16 protein-coding genes and 1 tRNA gene are annotated in these 17,510 nt (G+C 29.4%); 5 read left to right on the top strand and 12 right to left on the bottom strand.

From position 1 onward, the window contains the following. The first annotated feature begins 128 nt into the window (after window positions 1-128). Complete coding sequence (locus Q0352_RS06235; protein ID WP_299525264.1) at window positions 129-1,007, top strand: hypothetical protein; 879 nt, start codon at window positions 129-131, stop codon at window positions 1,005-1,007. A gap of 55 nt (window positions 1,008-1,062) precedes the next feature. On the opposite strand, the gene accD is transcribed toward Q0352_RS06235, so the two are convergent. The 3 genes from accD to Q0352_RS06220 form a co-directional block, all read right to left on the bottom strand. Next, window positions 1,063-1,923 (bottom strand): acetyl-CoA carboxylase, carboxyltransferase subunit beta, encoded by an 861-nt coding sequence (gene accD / locus Q0352_RS06230; protein WP_299525261.1) that lies wholly within the window; start codon window positions 1,921-1,923, stop codon window positions 1,063-1,065. Between the two features lie 105 nt (window positions 1,924-2,028). Then, a complete protein-coding gene (fbaA, locus tag Q0352_RS06225) occupies window positions 2,029-3,096 on the bottom strand; it encodes a class II fructose-bisphosphate aldolase (RefSeq protein ID WP_299525258.1) in 1,068 nt (355 codons plus the stop codon). A gap of 110 nt (window positions 3,097-3,206) precedes the next feature. Then, window positions 3,207-5,678, bottom strand: coding sequence for a BamA/TamA family outer membrane protein (locus tag Q0352_RS06220; protein WP_299525255.1), 2,472 nt, complete (start codon window positions 5,676-5,678; stop codon window positions 3,207-3,209). Window positions 5,679-5,756: 78 nt separating this feature from the next. Here Q0352_RS06220 and Q0352_RS06215 point away from each other — a divergent pair, with 78 nt between their 5' ends. Beyond that, entirely contained in the window at window positions 5,757-6,479 is a 723-nt protein-coding gene (locus Q0352_RS06215) for an RNA methyltransferase (RefSeq protein ID WP_299525252.1), read from the top strand. Window positions 6,480-6,493: 14 nt separating this feature from the next. Here Q0352_RS06215 and Q0352_RS06210 read toward each other — a convergent pair whose 3' ends face one another. The 5 genes from Q0352_RS06210 to Q0352_RS06190 form a co-directional block, all read right to left on the bottom strand. After that, window positions 6,494-7,189 (bottom strand): porin family protein, encoded by a 696-nt coding sequence (locus Q0352_RS06210; RefSeq protein WP_299525249.1) that lies wholly within the window; start codon window positions 7,187-7,189, stop codon window positions 6,494-6,496. A 3-nt stretch (window positions 7,190-7,192) separates the two neighbouring features. Further along, window positions 7,193-7,921, bottom strand: coding sequence for a bifunctional demethylmenaquinone methyltransferase/2-methoxy-6-polyprenyl-1,4-benzoquinol methylase UbiE (gene ubiE / locus Q0352_RS06205; RefSeq protein WP_299525246.1), 729 nt, complete (start codon window positions 7,919-7,921; stop codon window positions 7,193-7,195). Between the two features lie 6 nt (window positions 7,922-7,927). Further along, window positions 7,928-8,824, bottom strand: a complete 897-nt coding sequence (locus tag Q0352_RS06200) for a NifU family protein (RefSeq protein WP_299525243.1) — start codon at window positions 8,822-8,824, stop codon at window positions 7,928-7,930. 106 nt (window positions 8,825-8,930) lie between these two features. After that, a complete protein-coding gene (locus tag Q0352_RS06195; RefSeq protein ID WP_299525240.1) occupies window positions 8,931-10,292 on the bottom strand; it encodes an OmpP1/FadL family transporter in 1,362 nt (453 codons plus the stop codon). A gap of 12 nt (window positions 10,293-10,304) precedes the next feature. Then, window positions 10,305-11,438 (bottom strand): hypothetical protein, encoded by a 1,134-nt coding sequence (locus Q0352_RS06190; RefSeq protein ID WP_299525237.1) that lies wholly within the window; start codon window positions 11,436-11,438, stop codon window positions 10,305-10,307. 106 nt (window positions 11,439-11,544) lie between these two features. Here Q0352_RS06190 and proS point away from each other — a divergent pair, with 106 nt between their 5' ends. From proS to rpsT, 3 genes are all read left to right on the top strand, one after another. Continuing rightward, window positions 11,545-13,020: a proline--tRNA ligase gene (gene proS, locus Q0352_RS06185; protein ID WP_299525235.1), complete on the top strand. Its 1,476-nt coding sequence runs from the start codon at window positions 11,545-11,547 to the stop codon at window positions 13,018-13,020. Window positions 13,021-13,107: 87 nt separating this feature from the next. Further along, a tRNA-Glu gene (locus tag Q0352_RS06180) sits at window positions 13,108-13,179 on the top strand. A 25-nt stretch (window positions 13,180-13,204) separates the two neighbouring features. Continuing rightward, complete coding sequence (gene rpsT / locus Q0352_RS06175) at window positions 13,205-13,456, top strand: 30S ribosomal protein S20 (RefSeq protein ID WP_299525232.1); 252 nt, start codon at window positions 13,205-13,207, stop codon at window positions 13,454-13,456. Window positions 13,457-13,529: 73 nt separating this feature from the next. On the opposite strand, the gene rodA is transcribed toward rpsT, so the two are convergent. From rodA to Q0352_RS06155, 4 genes are all read right to left on the bottom strand, one after another. Further along, window positions 13,530-14,807 (bottom strand): rod shape-determining protein RodA, encoded by a 1,278-nt coding sequence (rodA, locus tag Q0352_RS06170; protein ID WP_299525229.1) that lies wholly within the window; start codon window positions 14,805-14,807, stop codon window positions 13,530-13,532. Beyond that, window positions 14,797-16,653, bottom strand: coding sequence for a penicillin-binding protein 2 (gene mrdA, locus Q0352_RS06165; RefSeq protein WP_299525226.1), 1,857 nt, complete (start codon window positions 16,651-16,653; stop codon window positions 14,797-14,799). The genes rodA and mrdA overlap by 11 nt, the downstream gene beginning before the upstream one ends. A gap of 43 nt (window positions 16,654-16,696) precedes the next feature. Then, complete coding sequence (gene mreD / locus Q0352_RS06160; protein ID WP_299525223.1) at window positions 16,697-17,206, bottom strand: rod shape-determining protein MreD; 510 nt, start codon at window positions 17,204-17,206, stop codon at window positions 16,697-16,699. Further along, on the bottom strand, window positions 17,199-17,510 hold a 312-nt coding region (locus Q0352_RS06155; RefSeq protein ID WP_299525220.1), incomplete at its 5' end, for a rod shape-determining protein MreC. The genes Q0352_RS06155 and mreD, both read right to left, overlap by 8 nt.

The raw sequence follows: 17,510 nt of genomic DNA, 5'->3' as shown, positions 1-17,510 counted from the left end.
ATTATTATTTTGATTAACAATTAACTACATAAACAACTTATTTATTTTTAGTTGCAATTAAACTTTTATGATTTCATAAGGTCTAAGATAATATGAATGTTAACAATTAAAACACTAATATTATGAGAATGAATAATTTAAAATTAAAGTTGGTTGCAATTTTTATGGTAAGCGGATTGGTTTTCACAAGTTGTGAAGATAGTAATTTGGTTGAAGTAACTGATGTAGCAGAAGTAGTAGATGTTATATCAGATGAAGAAGCAATTGCTCTTGTAGAATCTGAAGATATATCAGATGAAGTTGATAATATAATAGATGATTTTTTATATGATGAATTTACCCTTAGCGGAAAGGATGATGCTTCAAAAACTGACGATAGATTTGGTGGAATGCCAGATTGTGTTATTAAAACTGTTGTTATAGATGGGACATTTAAAACTGTAACATTAGATTTTGGTGATGGTTGTGAATTGCCTAGTGGAAATATTATTTCGGGTAAAATTATTATGAATTATTCTTTTGATTTAGAATTGCAAATAATAACTGTTATTCAGTCTTTTGAAGGGTTTATGTTTAATGATATTACTGTTGTTGGGGAAAATACAATTGTTAGAATAAAGGAAAATGAAAATGGAAATCCTGAGTCTACTAAAACAATTGATATGACTTTAACTTGGTTAGATGGAGAGTTTGTTTCAAGATTAGGTACAAAAACAAGAGAATGGATTGAAGGTTATGATACAAAAACTTGGGGTGATAATGTTTATTTAATTACAGGAAATTGGACAAATACGTTTAAAGATGATACGGTTTGTTCAGCAATTATTACTGAAGCATTAAGAAGAGAAATGGCTTGTAAATTTATTGTAAGTGGTATAATTGAATATACAAAAGGAGAACTTACAAGTTCATTAAATTTCGGGAATGGAAGTTGTGATGATATTGCTGTTTTAACAGACAGTGATGGTGTGGAGACTGAAATAACTCTAAAAAGAAGGATGCATTAATTTTGTTAAACTATAGTTTAAATAAAAAAAGCGAGCTATTTATAGCTCGCTTTTTTTATTTTCTAATTGGTAAATTTTGAATTAAATCTATATATAAATTTACTTGATTTTTTAAGTTTTTACGTTCTACAATTTTATCTAAAAATCCGTGTTCAAGAACAAATTCTGAACGTTGAAACCCAGGAGGTAATTCTTTCCCAGTGGTATCTTTTACAACTCTAGGGCCTGCAAATGCTACTAAAGCATCAGGTTCAGCAATATTTATATCTCCTAACATTGCATATGAAGCTGTTGTTCCTCCAGTAGTTGGATCTGTACATAATGATATGTATGGAATATTAACTTCAGCAAGTTGTGCTAATTTAGCAGAAGTTTTTACTAATTGCATTAATGAAATAGCAGCTTCCATCATTCTTGCACCACCAGATTTTGAAATCATTAAAAATGGAACTTTGTGTTTTATTGAATAATCAATTGCTCTCGAAATTTTTTCTCCTACAACACTTCCCATGGAGCCACCAATAAAACTAAAATCCATTGCAGCTATTACTAAATCTTTCCCAAAAGATTTTCCAACAGCAGTTCTTACAGCATCTTTTAAGTTTGTTTTTTCATAAGCATCCTTTAATCTGTCAGTATATTTTTTAGTGTCAGTAAATTTTAAAGGATCTTTAGAGACCATGTCTTTATCAAATTCTTTAAATGTATTATCATCAAAAAGAATTTCAAAATATTCAGCACTTCCTATTTTAACATGGTAACCATCTTCTGGGCTAACATAATAGTTGAGTTTTAATTCTTTTGAGTCTACAACTTTACCGCTTGGCGTTTTGTACCATAATCCTTTTGGTACATCTTTTTTATCTTCAGTTAATGTCTGAATTCCTTTATCTTTTCTTTGAAACCATGATGACATACTTAATTTGTTTTAGTTGAAAATAGGAGTGCAAATTACTAAAAAAAACAAAGAGAACATCTAAAAAAATGTTCTCTTTGTTAATTTAATTATTTATTATATTGATTATAAAGTGTTTACACAGTTTAAATCTTTAAATGCTTCAATTAAACGAGTTTTAAATGTTTCTTCACCTTTACGTAACCATCCACGTGGATCGTAATATTTTTTATTTGGTTGATCAGCTCCATCAGGATTCCCTATTTGTGTTCTTAAATAGTCGATTTTATCATTCATATAGTCTCTAATTCCTTCTGCAAAAGCAAATTGTAAATCTGTATCAATGTTCATTTTAATAACTCCGTACCCAATTGCCTCTCTAATTTCTTCAAGAGATGAACCTGAACCACCGTGGAATACAAAATCTACAGGGTTTGCTTCAGTTCCGTTTTTTTCTTCAATATATTTTTGTGAATTATCTAATATTTTTGGAGTTAATTTCACATTACCTGGTTTGTATACACCGTGAACATTACCAAATGAAGCCGCAATTGTGAAATTATCGCTTACTTTTTTAAGTTCATTATATGCATAAGCAACTTCTTCAGGTTGTGTATATAATTTTGAAGCATCTATATCAGAATTATCAACTCCATCTTCTTCACCACCAGTAATTCCTAACTCAATTTCTAACGTCATTCCCATTTTGCTCATACGAGTCAAATAAGTTTTGCAAATTTCTATATTTTCTTCTAAAGACTCTTCAGATAAATCAATCATGTGAGAGCTAAATAATGGAATTCCATTTTCTTTGTAGAATTGTTCTCCTGCATCTAATAATCCATCAATCCAAGGTAATAATTTTTTAGCACAATGGTCTGTATGTAAAATTACAGGTACTCCGTAAGCTAATGCTAAAGTGTGAACATGTTTTGCCCCAGCAACTCCACCAGCAATAGCAGCTTTTTGCCCTTCGTTAGACAATCCTTTCCCTGCATTAAATTGAGCTCCACCATTTGAAAATTGAATAATTACTGGTGAATTTAATTCTTTAGCAGTTTCTAAAACCGTATTAATTGTATTTGACCCTATGACGTTTACGGCAGGTAACGCGAATTTTTTTGCTTTTGCTAATTTAAAAATTTCCTGTACCTCTTTACCTGTTGCAACTCCTGGTTTAATTGTATGACTCATAATATTTTATGTGTAATTAATATTGATAACTTAATTGTAGCAAAATTAAGGAATTATAGCTGTTAAAAATCTAATTTGAATAGAAAAAAAACGAAATCGTAATAGTTTTTTTAGAAAGGATAGCTAATACCAAAATTATAAACAGTTTTACTGAAATTATAATTAGTAAACCATTTGTCTCCATTAGGAAGGTAAGGTTCATATGTTTTAAAGCCTAAATCTAATCGTAATAAAATAAAACTTAGGTCATATCTAACACCAAACCCTGATCCAACTGCAATATCTTTTAAAGAATTAAAACCGTTAAATTTTGCTTCGGAAGAAGTTATAGATGAGTTTGATATATCCCAAATATTTCCTGCATCCACAAATAAAGCTCCTTTAATACTGTTAATTACTTTAAACCTATATTCTAAACTATTTATAAATTTTAGATTTCCCACATTAAACTCTAAACCACTTTGTGATGATCCAGGTCCTAGGTCATAAATTTTCCAAGCTCTTAAATCGTTTGGTCCACCAATAAAATAACTTCTGCTAAATGGTATAGTGCTTGAATTTCCATATGGTATTGCTATACCTAAAGAACTTCTAAAAGCTAACACGTTTTCTAAAGATATGTTCCAGAATTTTTTATATTCTAAATCGGTTCTTATATATTGAGCTATAGGAGTATTTAAAAATGTTTTTACATTATTATCATCTTTTTTTGTAGTTAATAAAGTAGTTAAATTACCTGATGAAGCAATTCTAGCTCTAAAAAATGAAAAATCTGTATCCTTATAATTTTCACTATTGTTGTATGTATAAGTATAAGCTACCACGGGGATTAGTACATCTTCAGTAATAATATTATACCGACCTTCTATATTTTTTGCCGTTTGATATTCAGTAGCATTTGTGTTTTTAAAATCTGAGTTAATAAAAGTTTCAATAAATGTTATTGCATTTTGTTCAGTTAAAATCTCATTGGGAAAATAGTTATCTTTAATTTCAGCAAGATTATTATACTCAGATGTATAAATGTTAAAATAGGAATCAATATTCAAATTTTGAATAAATTGTGCATTTAAAAGTTGAAAACTATGTTTTTCAGTTAAAGATGATTGCCAAGTATAATCTACTATTCCTGTAAATTTTTGCTTATCTAAACCAATATTTTTTTGCAAACTTGTTCCTAATGTGAACATTGTTTTTGGTGATTTCTTTTTTGAAATAATTTTTTCAGGGTTAAAAGGCACTAAGAATCTTGGAAGTTCTAAGGAGACGTCACCTCCAATTTCCCAAGCATTTAATAAACTTTCATTACTAGCAGCATCTTTTGAATCTAAAAATGATCCTTGAATAGAAAATTTTAAGATTTCGGATCCTTTAAAAATATTTCTATTTAAAAATGACAATTTACCAGAAACACCAAGTTGCCTAATATTAGAATGTGTTAGTTCAGTACTAAATCCAATTGAATATTTTTTAAGGGGAGTTAAGAATATGCTTGCTTCTAGCATGTCATTTTCCAATTCAGTATATTTTATATCAACAGATCTAAAGTTATTTAAACCTCTTATATTTTTACGGGTTAATTCGCGGGTTTCATCTTTGTAAATAGAATTAGGTTCAATAAAAATAGAATTCAATAATATTTTAGGATTATACTTTAATTTATTCTGTGCTAAAAATGTATATCCATTGTAATTAATGCTATCTTTAATAGGATTTTCTTTCGTATTGTAAGAGAAATCTGTATAAATATTTACGTTTTTTATTTTTTGAATTTTAAAAGGAAAAACGCCAATACTATCATTAATAATAAGATCTATATCAGATTTATAATTAGCAGAATCAGCTTCAAATGTTATAGCATTTTTACTAAATCTAAAAACACCTGAGTTCCTATATAATTTAGTTAATCTATTTTGTTCATTTACAAATGAAGAAAGTTTAAAGATGTTTTCTTTTCTTATGAAAGACTCGTTTTCATGAATGCGATATATTGAATCCAAAATTTTTGATTCAATTGTTGTTTGAATGCTGTCTATAGTATAGGGCTTGTCTGTGTTTATATAATAATTAACTTTAGATTTTTTGTCCTTTATTATTTTTTCTTCAAAGGTTACTTTAGCTTTAAAATACCCTTCATTATAGTAATGGAGTATTAAATTTTCTGTAGTTTGTGTAGCCTTTTTAGCATCAAAAATTACAGGTGGCTCTCCATTATTTAAAAACCATTGATTTGTGTCGTATTTAAAATTCCGAATTCCTCGGGCTTGCTTTTCTGAAAACACATTTTTTGTAAAGTTGTACGAATTAGGGTTGGTTAATTTCCATTTTTCGAAATCGGTTTCAAAATTCTTATTCCCAACATTGTGAAAATGGAGAGGAAATGGAATACCCAACACTAATTGATTTGGGCGTTGAACGATATAATCTATTATTTCATTATCAACAATTTTCTTATCATTAACAATTACGGTGTTTTTAGTAAGCAGGTGTTTATTATCAGGAACATACCTTACTGTATTGCACGATGAAAAACTATAAGATATACTTAGTAGAATTATTAATATTATAATATTGTTTTTCAACAAATAAGAGTTTAAATTTGTTTCAAAAGTAAACCTTTTCAAAGTATTATCAAATTACAATCTTCTATAATTAAAAACATGAGTTTAAGTAAAAATCAGTTAAAATTAATAACGAGCTTACAGCAAAAAAAGTACCGAACCAATTATAATTTATTTATTGCGGAAGGCACAAAAGTTGTAAACGAATTTTTAAACTCAAATTTTGAATTGGAACAGTTATTTTGTGTTGATAAATTAGCGTATCAAAATATAGATAAAGCGGTCATAATTTCTGAAGTTGAATTAAAAAAAATAAGCACACTTAAAACACCTAATAATGTATTAGGAATTTTTAAAATTCCTTTAAATGAATCTATAAAAAAAGAAGGGCTAATTGTTGCTTTAGATGAAATAAATGACCCTGGAAATTTAGGAACCATTATTAGATTGTGTGATTGGTTTGGAGTTGATCAGCTTATTTGCTCAAAAAATACAGTTGATTGTTATAACTCAAAAGTAGTACAAGCATCTATGGGGTCTTTAACAAGAGTAACTATTGTTTATATGGATTTGGAAACTTATTTACAAAATATGGAACTGCCTAAATATGCATCATTAATGGAAGGGGAGAATGTTTATAAAAGTAGTTTGCCTAAAGATGCAATTTTAGTGATGGGAAATGAAGCCAACGGAATTAGTAAATCAATTTTAAAATTGTTAACTAAAACAATTTCAATACCTAGATTTGGAGACTTACAGCAAACAGAAAGTTTAAATGTAGCAACTGCTACAGCAATTTTATTAAGTGAATTTAAGCGATAAAGTAAATTTTATTTTTAGTGAAAAGCAAATTTTATAAAAATGCCTCTGGTTCCAAAATAATCAATATTGCCAGTCCATTGGCTATTAGGATCAACATCTCTCACCAATTCATTATTAATGGCGAAAACACCTCTAATTGATGGTGAAAAAATAAAGTATGGTAAATATAAATCAACTCCTACACCAACTTCATACATAAAATTATTTTTGGTCATTCTAAATTCTCCATCTAAATTATCATTAGGATTATCCTGATTACTAGAAAAATTAAAATCGTACGAAACTCCACCAACTACATAAGGTCTCATATTATTTAATCTATCGGTACTAAATTTTAACAATAATGGGATTCTTAAATAAGTTCCATTTACCTCTCTTAACCTAACATTGTCATTACCTTCAATATTTGTAAATTCTAGTGTTTTTGTGTTGCTAGAAAGTCCAGGTTCCAAACGTAAGTTAATATTTTTGTGCAATCTAATATCACCAATTAACCCAACTTCAAAACCTGAAGAACTTGTAACGTTTATAAATGTATCAGGTGTTATATAAGATATTTTAAAATCTTTTTTGTTCAGTCCAAGATAATAACCCCAAAAAACTATTTGTTTGTCCCAATTTTGTTTGTATTGAACAATATCTCTTTTTTGAGCAATACTATTGTTCAATATAAAGAAACATAAAATGGATGTTACAAAAACTTTTTTCATCTATTATTTTTTTGCTATATAAATTGAAGCAACCCCAAAAGTTTGAGGTTTATTTTCAATAGCTATAAACCCAATTTTTTGTAAAATATTGTTGAAAGCTTCTCCATAAGGAAATGCAGCGGCTGAATCTGATAAATATTTATAAGCTGATTTGTCTTTTGAAAATAATTTACCAATTAAAGGTAAAATATTTTTAGAATAAAATGTATATCCTTGTTTATATGGAGTTTTGGTTGGTATTGAAGTTTCTAAAACAGCAAAAGTTCCTCCGGTTTTTAAAACTCGGTATATTTCAGATAAACCTTTTTCTAAATTTTCAAAATTACGAACACCAAAAGCAACTGTAATAGCATCAAAAGAATTGTCTTCAAAAGGAATTTTTTCGGAATCGCCAAATACCATTTCAATAGTATTATTTAAATTTAATTTTTCAATTTTTTTTCTTCCAACTTCAAGCATCCCTTCAGAAATATCTAATCCAATTATTTTTGAAGCTTTTGTTTTAGTTAAATTAATTGCTAAATCACCTGTTCCAGTTGCAATGTCTAAAATTGAATTTGGATTTGTATCTCCAATTATTTTAACAACTTTATTACGCCATTTCACATCAATTCCAAAAGATATAACACGGTTTAAACCGTCGTATTCTTTAGAAATTGTATCAAACATTTTTGCAACTTGCTCTTTTTTGCCAAGTTCAGAATTTTTATAGGGCTTTACTTTTTCACTCATAAATAGTTAGTAATTTACAGCTACAACTTGCCCAATTTTTCCCGGGATTAGTTGTTTTAGCATATTTTCAATACCATTTTTTAATGTAATTGTTGATGAAGGACAACCGCTACAAGCACCTTGCAAAATTACATTCACTGTTTGTGTAGTTGCATCGTAAGATTGAAATGCAATATTTCCTCCGTCAGCAGCAACTGCAGGTTTTACATATTGATCTAAAAGATCAATTATTTGTTTTGAAACATCATCAAGATTAGTTGTTGCTTCTTCAATAGTTTGAGTATGCTTTTTTTGTTGAGCATTGATGGAGGCTATTGTTTTTCCATCTGCAATATATTGTCTAATAAAACTTCTAACTTCTACAGTTATTTCACCCCAATCCGCTGTCTCTAATTTTGTGATTGAAACATAATTTTCTGAAATAAATACTTCTTTAACATATTCAAAATTAAATAATTCAGTTGCTAAAGGTGAGTTTTTAGCTTCTTCTTTATCTTTAAATTCAAAATCTGTTTCAACTAATTTTTTATTAGCAACAAATTTTTGGACTGAAGGATTTGGTGTTGATTCAGCATAAACTTCAACAGGAATTTTTTGTTGAGGTTCATTTTCTTCTAAAACCAAAACACCTGGGTTGTTTAAATAAATTTCAATTTGTTCTTTTAGTTCTTCCTGAACGTCACTCCATTCAACAATGTTAAATCTTTCAACAGCTATAAAGTTTGCTGAAATATAAACTTGTTTTACAAATGGTAAATGAAATAATTGTTGAGCTAAAGGTGAATTCTTCGCTTCATCAATATTATTAAATTGGTAACTTCCACTAATTAACACTTCGTTTGCCGTGAATTTTATAATTGTATCAGTTGTAGTTTTTTCTATTCTTAAAGAAATTGTTTCCATTTTTTTTAATTATTTGTGCAAAAGTACTAAAACATACTTAATGTATTGGGTTGAAAATAAAAAACGCCTCAATTTAGAGGCGTTTACTATAATAGAATGTTATATATTAAATACTTAGTACTAGTGTTGCTGTAAATTTTGAAGTATCAAAATCTAAATTAGTAGTATTTATTTGATTAGAAGGATTATCACGATTATCAAAGTTATGTTGGGGGTAAAAATCATGGGATGAAGTGTTTGTAGATTTTTGGTAAGCGAAATCTAATTTTCCACCTCTAAATTTGTAACCGGCACCAAGTGAAAATCCGTCTGTATCATCAGAACCTAATGCGTTCTTATAAGGGCTTTTTTCCATATGATAACCACCTCTAATAGAGATATCGTCAAAACGCCATTCAGTACCAATACGTAATTGTCCAGTGCTTTCTAAATCAGTATTAAATGCTGTGTTTTCGACCGAAAACCCAGGGCTATTTATTTCTATGTTGCTATAGTTTTTATAAATATAATCAATACTAATTAGCCCTTGTTTGTCAAAAATATATGCAAAACTACCCGTTAATTTACTGGGCGTTCTTAATTCATAATCATAACCATTTACACCCGAAAAATCAGTTTCAGTACTCACATTATTTTCAAATATATTTACATCATACTCAACAAATTCTTCAGAAAGATTGTACCAAACTGGTGATTGATAAGCCAATCCGAAGCGAATATTTTCACTTGGCTTAGAGATAAAACCAATTGAAAATGAGTAACCATCGCCATAAGTTAATAATTCTTGAATTTGAGATACATCATAAGTATTTCCACTACCATCATTATTATATTCTTCTATAAGTGCACTTTGGTAATGTTCTAAATCATAAGTATTTATAGATGCTCCAACATATAAATTATCTTGGTATTGTGAAGCAATAGTAAACGTGTATTTATTATTTCTTCCATCGGTAAAATTTTCAAAATATTGACCATCTGAATTTCCATATACAACCGTAGGATCATAAATATCTGAAATTGGTGCAAAACCACTATTACCACTTGCTAACCAAAGGCCTTTAAAATCATTAGCAATACTATAATTAAAACCTAATGCAAGGTTACTCCAATCGGAATTACGATTGGTGTTAAATACAAATACACCACCAGCTTGTGATAAGTTTGTGTAATCATTATCTGTAAGTTCACTTGTTCCATAAAAAGAAGATGTTGTTTCAGTATTTCTAATATTTAGTGAAACTGCAAATTCACTTTTTATAAATACTGCAGCGCCAGCAGGATTTGTTTCAATTGATGATAAATCACCACCCAATGCTCCAAATGCTCCACTCATAGCATTATAGCGTGCGGTTCCGTTTATGTTTTCTGTTGAAAACAATACGCCTATGTTATTATAACTTAAAGTTTGTGCGTTAGAAATATAAGCAACGCTTAAAAGCATTACTGTAAAATATAATTTTTTCATGATGTCTTATTTTTAATTACGGGTTGAACTTCTTCTAGATGAACTGCTATTTGATGAAGACGAACTACTTCCAGATGATCTTGATGAAGATGAACTTGCCGAAGAACTACTATTGCTATTACTACTTCTGTTTACAGAAGGAGAACTATTATTTCTAGACGAACTTCGGCTATTTGTATTTGTGCTTTTTGTTTGTGAAATAGGAGCACGTCTTTCATTTTTAGTAGTTGTTCTGTATTCAGTATTGTAATTTCTATTAGTTGAAGGTTGTGAACGGGTATCAACAATATTTCTAATAGTTCTTGTTCCTGTTGAAGAATTTCTAGTATTAGAACTTCTTACAGGTTGTCTGTAATTTCTAGTACTTGTACTTGTTGAAGAATTTCTTGTGTTTGAACTTCTAGAGGTATTTCCAACTCTTTTAGAAGTTACATTCCTACTACTAGTTGCTGCAGTACTTCTTCTACTTGCTGTTGTTGAGGTTAATGCGTTAGCTCTTCTTGTATTAGTATTGTAAGTAGTTCTTTTCCCGTAATGGTCATATCTGTTATATGGAATGGAGTTATTGTAATAATCATAGCGAGAATGGCCGTAATGAGAATAACCATAATAAGGGTAATAATTATCATAATACCCAAATTGATAAAAAGGAGTGTTATAGCCATAGTAATAATATGGATTATTGTATCTCCAAGGTGAATAGTAATTTGAATAATAAGGGTAATAATTATTGTATGAATAGTAAAAAGGGCTATGCCAGTAATAACCTGAACTAGCATATCCAGAATTTATGGTAATTACTACATCATCAGAATACTCCCAAGGAGCATCATAATCATTATAAATAGTATCGTTTTCAACTTGAGCATCTTCGTAATAATATTCATCAATATTAGTAAAGGTATCATCTTCATTTAAATTTTGAAGATCTTCAAGCTGGCGAGAAAAATAATCTTTATCAAAATCAGAGTTGTTTTCAACAATAACAACTTCTTGTTGGTTTTGATTGGTTGATGAAGAATAAATACCGTCATCATCATTATTGTAAGCACTTTGATAAGTACCACAAGAATATAAACTTGCCATCAGCACTACTAAAAGACTAATTTGTGAGTTTTTTAGGTTAATTATTTTAGAAACTTCCATAATCAGTTGTAATTTTTATTGTTGAACTATTTAAAAAGAATTAGTTTTGTCGAAATTAATCTTTTTCTTATTAAAAAGATGCAATATTTATGCCAAACCTTTAATTATGAGTAAGAAATTAACAAAGAGAGAAGATGACTATTCTAAATGGTATAATGAACTAGTTGTAAAGGCAGATTTAGCCGAGAATTCAGGTGTAAGAGGTTGTATGGTTATAAAACCATATGGCTATGCAATTTGGGAAAAAATGCAAGCTGAGTTAGACAAAAAGTTTAAAGAAACAGGTCATGAAAATGCATATTTCCCTTTATTTATACCTAAATCATTTTTAAGTAAAGAAGCAGCTCACGTAGATGGATTTGCAAAAGAATGTGCAGTAGTAACACATTACCGACTTAAAAATGCGGAAGATGGAAGTGGATTAATAGTTGATCCTGATGCAAAATTAGAAGAAGAATTAATAGTTCGTCCAACTTCTGAAACAATTATTTGGGATACCTACAGAAGATGGATTGAATCATACAGAGATTTACCTTTATTAATAAATCAATGGGCAAATGTTGTGCGTTGGGAAATGCGTACTCGATTGTTTTTACGTACGGCTGAATTTTTATGGCAAGAAGGTCATACGGCTCATGCGACTAAAAATGAAGCTGTTACAGAATCGGAATTAATACTTGATATTTATGCCGAATTTGCCGAAAAGTATATGGCAATGCCAGTTATAAAAGGATTGAAAACTGAAAGTGAACGATTTGCAGGTGCTGTTGAGACGTATTGTATTGAAGGTTTAATGCAAGATGGAAAAGCATTACAAGCTGGAACTTCACATTTTTTAGGTCAAAATTTCGCAAAAGCATTTGATGTTATGTTTACTTCAAAAGAAGGAAAACGAGAACATGTTTGGGCAACATCATGGGGTGTTTCAACTAGATTAATGGGCGCTTTAGTAATGACGCACTCAGATGATTTAGGATTGGTATTGCCACCAAATCTGGCCCCAATTCAAGTTGTTATAATTCCAATACATAGAAATGATGAGCAATTGGATGCAATTTCTGTAAAAGTAAATGAAATTGTAAAAGAGTTGCGTAAAAAAGGAGTTTCAGTTAAGTTTGATAATAGAACAACATATAAGCCAGGTTGGAAGTTTGCTCAATATGAATTAAAAGGAGTTCCATTAAGAATTGCAATGGGGCCAAGAGATTTAGAAGAGGGGACACTTGAAATTGCTCGTAGAGACACATTAGAGAAGAAAAGCATTTCTCAAGATGATGTAGTTAGTTATGTTGAAAAAACATTAGAAGATATTCAAAATAACTTGTTTAATAAAGCTTTAGATTACAGAGATACTCATATTACAGAAGTAAATACGTTTGAAGAATTTAAAGATGTTTTAGAGCATAAAGCAGGTTTTGTTTCAGCACATTGGGATGGAACAAAAGAAACGGAAGAAAAAATTAAAGATTTAACAAAAGCAACCATAAGATGTATTCCTTTAAATAATAAAATTGAAGAAGGAAAGTGCGTATTTACTGGGGGAAAGTCTACTCAGAGAGTTTTATTTGCAAAAGCTTATTAATTTTTTAAAAAAAGTTTTGCAGATTGAAAAATAGTTGTATTTTTGCATCCGCAATGACGAAATACTGTCATCGTAAAAAAACAAAGCGGTCCGTTCGTCTAGGGGTTAGGACGCATGGTTTTCATCCATGTAACAGGGGTTCGATTCCCCTACGGACTACAAGAAATTAATTAAAAAATTAAAAATGGCAAATCACAAGTCAGCATTAAAGAGAATTAGATCAAATCGCGCTAAGCAATTAAGAAATAAATATCAGCATAAAACAACTCGTAATGCTGTTAGAGATTTACGTGCTGCGACTGAAAAGAAAGATGCTGAGGAATTATATCCAAAAGTAGTTTCAATGCTAGATAGATTAGCAAAAAAGAATATTATTCATAAAAATAAGGCAAGCAATTTAAAATCTAAATTAGCAAAACACGTAGCTGCAATTTAATTTTAATTCAAAATATATTATAAAAAAACATCCTATTAAGGATGTTTTTTTATATAACTAATTCAACATTTTACTACCATTCGTAAGATCGATTAGCGTCTAATCTAATAAAAATAAATAGCAACACTGTAAAACCCCATAGCGCAGAACCACCATAGCTAAAAAAAGGTAAAGGAATTCCTATTGTTGGTAATAAACCTAATACCATACCTATATTTATAGTAAAGTGAGTAAAAAATATTGCGGCGATACTGTAACCATAGACCCTACTAAACTTTGATTTTTGTCTTTCAGCAATATAAATAATCCTTAATATAAAGGAGATGAATATGAGTACAACCAACGTGCTTCCAATAAATCCCCATTCTTCACCAACAGTTGTAAATATATAGTCTGTTTGTTGTTCTGGCACAAAATTACCTTGAGTACGCTCCCCATCTAAAAAACCTTTTCCAGATAAACCTCCAGATGCAATAGTTGTAACGGATTGGTTTGTATTGTACCCAATACTTTTTATATCGGTTGTCTTACCTAATAAAATGTCAAATCTATCTCTGTGGCGTTGTTCAAAAACCTTATTAAATACAACATCTACACTAATAATAAAGATTACGGAAATTAAATAGATACCTAAAATTTTAAGCCATCCTTTTTTTAGTGCTTTTTTCCTGTAAAAATTAAACAATAGCAGAATTACAAGAAATAATAATAACGAACCTATAAGCACATATAAATATCCAAAATAAAGCGTAATTATAAAAAGAAATATTGCAAGAAAACCAATTGTAACATAATAAACAGGTAACCCTTCTCTATACAATACAAAAATAAATGCAGAATATACGAGTGCTGAACCAGGGTCTGGTTGTAAGGTAATTAGAATAGCAGGAAAAACTAAAATAAGAAATGCTTGTATTTGAGTATTCCATTTTTTTAAGTTGAATTGTTTTTCGCTAACTAATTTTGCAATAGCTAGTGAAGCTGCAGCTTTTGCAAATTCTGAAGGCTGAATACTAAGTCCTCCCAAATCATACCAAGATGTAGCTCCATTAATGTTTTTACCTAATATGAAAAGACCTACTAATGATACTAAACTTATTAAATATATAATAGAAGCAAATTTTTCATAAAATTTAGCTTCAAACATTAAAATTAAAAGAATAATTGGAAAACTAAACCCAATCCAAATAAGTTGCTTCCCATATTCAGTAGAAAAGTTAACTAAACCAATTTGTTCTTCAGTAATAGTTGCTGAATAAATATTTATCCATCCTATAAAAATAAGGATAATATAAAAGAGGACAAGTATCCAGTCAATTCCATGAAATATGTTAACTTTTCTAATTCTCAATTTTTATAGTTTCTATTAATTGTTTATTATATTCATCTTCTAAACTTCCATTAAGCATACGCTGTTCTTCCCAAGGTCTTAGGGTTTCCCCATTTAAATATTTTTCAATCATTAAAGTAGCAATTGGACCTGCCCATCTAGAACCCCAATAACCATTTTCAACAAAAACAGCAATTGCTATTTTAGGATTGTCTTTTGGTGCAAATGCTATAAAAATTGAGTGATCTTGCCCATGAGGATTTTCAGAAGTTCCAGTCTTTCCACAAATTTCAATTCCTTTTACTTTAGACCAATGAGCTGTACCATGTGGGTTTTCAAATACATCAAATAAACCTTCTATAACTGGTTCAAAATGCCTTTCGTCGATAGATGTATATTTGGGAGTTGTGTATTTTTCATCGAGTTGTTTTCCAAAAATATCTTTTACAATATGAGGAGTATAATAAAATCCTCTATTAGCAACTGTGGCTGTCATATTTGCGAGCTGCATAGGTGTAGTTAATATTTCCCCTTGGCCAATTGCATTTGAAATACTGTAGGTGGCAGTCCACCTAGAATCTGGATACCATTTATTATAGAATTTGGCATCAGGAACTAACCCTTTTTTTCCAACAGACAAATCATTATTTAAATAATTTCCCAAGCCAAAACTTTTAACATGGTTACTCCAAACGTCCATACCTTCTACAGCAGTTTGGTATTTTTCGATAGATTTTCTATAGGCATTTGAAAAATAACTATTGCACGATCTATAAATAGCTTTGTTTAGTTCAACTGGATTTCCGTGGGTTCCACAATGGCATTCCATAAAGGCGCCCTTACCAGAACCATAACGATAACCTCCAAAGCATTTAATAGTTGTTGTTGTATTAATAACATTTTCTTGCAGTGCAGCAAGTGCTGTTATTACTTTAAAAGGTGATCCGGGAGGATATTCCCCCTGTAAACCTCGGTCTAGTAATGGTCTATGAATAGTGTCAAGATAAAGGTTTGTGAAATTTTTTGAGCGCTCTCTTCCAACCATTAAATTAGGATTGTAAGTTGGAGTTGAAATCATGGCTAATATTTCGCCTGTTGAAGGTTCTATAGCAACAATTCCACCACGTTTATTGATCATAAGAGATTCACCATATTGTTGTAATTTAGAATCGATTGTTAATGTTAAGTCTTTACCAGGTATTGGTAATGTATCATAAATCCCATTTTTATAAGTACCAATTTCTTTGTTAAAGCGATCTCTTTGAATATATTTAACACCTTTTGTACCACGTAAAATATCTTCATAAGTTTTTTCTACTCCTGCAGTTCCTATTAATTCACCTAATTGATAGATAGGGTTTTTCTTTATTAGGTCTTCATTTACTTCACTTATATAACCTAATACATTTGGTGCTGAATTTATAGGGTATTTTCTTAATAATCGTTTTTGAATGTAAAACCCTTTAAACTTATGCATTTTCTCTTGTAAATATGCATAATCATTTTTAGATAATTGCGCTAAAAATGTAGAAGGAATTCTAGTGGAATAATGTTTTGCCTTTTCGAATTTTTTTATAAAATCTTCTTTATTTATATTTAATAAAGAACAAAATTCAATAGTGTCCAAAGGTTGTACTTCTCTGGGAATTACCATAATATCATAAGATAACTGATTGGAAACCAGTAAAACACCATTTCTGTCATAGACGTATCCTCTTTCAGGGTAGTCATACATTATTTTTACAGCAGAATTATTTATGGTAGGCTTATTATATGTATTATTTACAACTTGTAAATAGAACAGACGTATTATAAAAATTATTCCTACAGAAATAATTATAAAAAATAATAAACCAGTTCTTTTCATGTGTTTAGTTTTATTGTTTTTTATTGCTCACAGCAATTAGCACTTAATTATTTTTTTTAACAAATAGTAGTATTCCAAAAATACTTATAAGGATTGTAAATATACTTGTAAAAAAAGTATTAGAAATTATAGTTGTAAAATCATTAAAGCTAAAGTACTCAAGCGAAAAAACTATAAAATGGTGTATAATTGTTAACGTAGTTATATATATAAATATTTTGTCTAATGAAATGGTCCTTATTTTGAATTGCACGTAATCGAAATCAGATTTTCTCAAAATGGCTTTTAATATAGGTAGTCTAATAAATGCTATAAATAGCGTTGCAGCAGCATTAATCCCTCCTGAATCTGAAAAAAAATCGATTGAAAGTCCTAATAAAAAACTGGCTATTAATAATAAACTTTTATTTTTTCTAATTGGAAATAGAAATATCCATATGATATAAGCGATTGGATTTATATACCCAAATAAATCTATGTGGTTTAGAATTAATACTTGCAAAAGCACCAAGCCTATAAAGCGAATAGTATTTGAAAGTATTAAATTATTCATTATTAGTAGTTTGTTCTAAATTTTTCTGTTCATTTTTTTGAAGATTTTTCACTACCTGTACGTAACCAATAGCACTCATATCATTAAATAATAACACGTTTATCTGTTCATATTTGTTATTTTCAAAGCTAAAATCTTTTATGACACCTATATTTATACCTTCGGGAAATATAGCTGATTTTCCTCCTGTTATTATGGTATCTCCAATTTTTATAATTGCTTGTCTAGGAATATCAATTAGTTGAGATGTAGTATGTGATTTTCCATCCCAAATTAAAGTGCCAAAATGATTACTATTTTTTAA

The organism is uncultured Lutibacter sp. (genome assembly GCF_937891065.1).
Classification (GTDB): domain Bacteria; phylum Bacteroidota; class Bacteroidia; order Flavobacteriales; family Flavobacteriaceae; genus Lutibacter.
The sequence above is the reverse complement of the archived record's forward strand: the minus strand, read 5'-3'. Positions and strand labels throughout refer to the sequence as shown.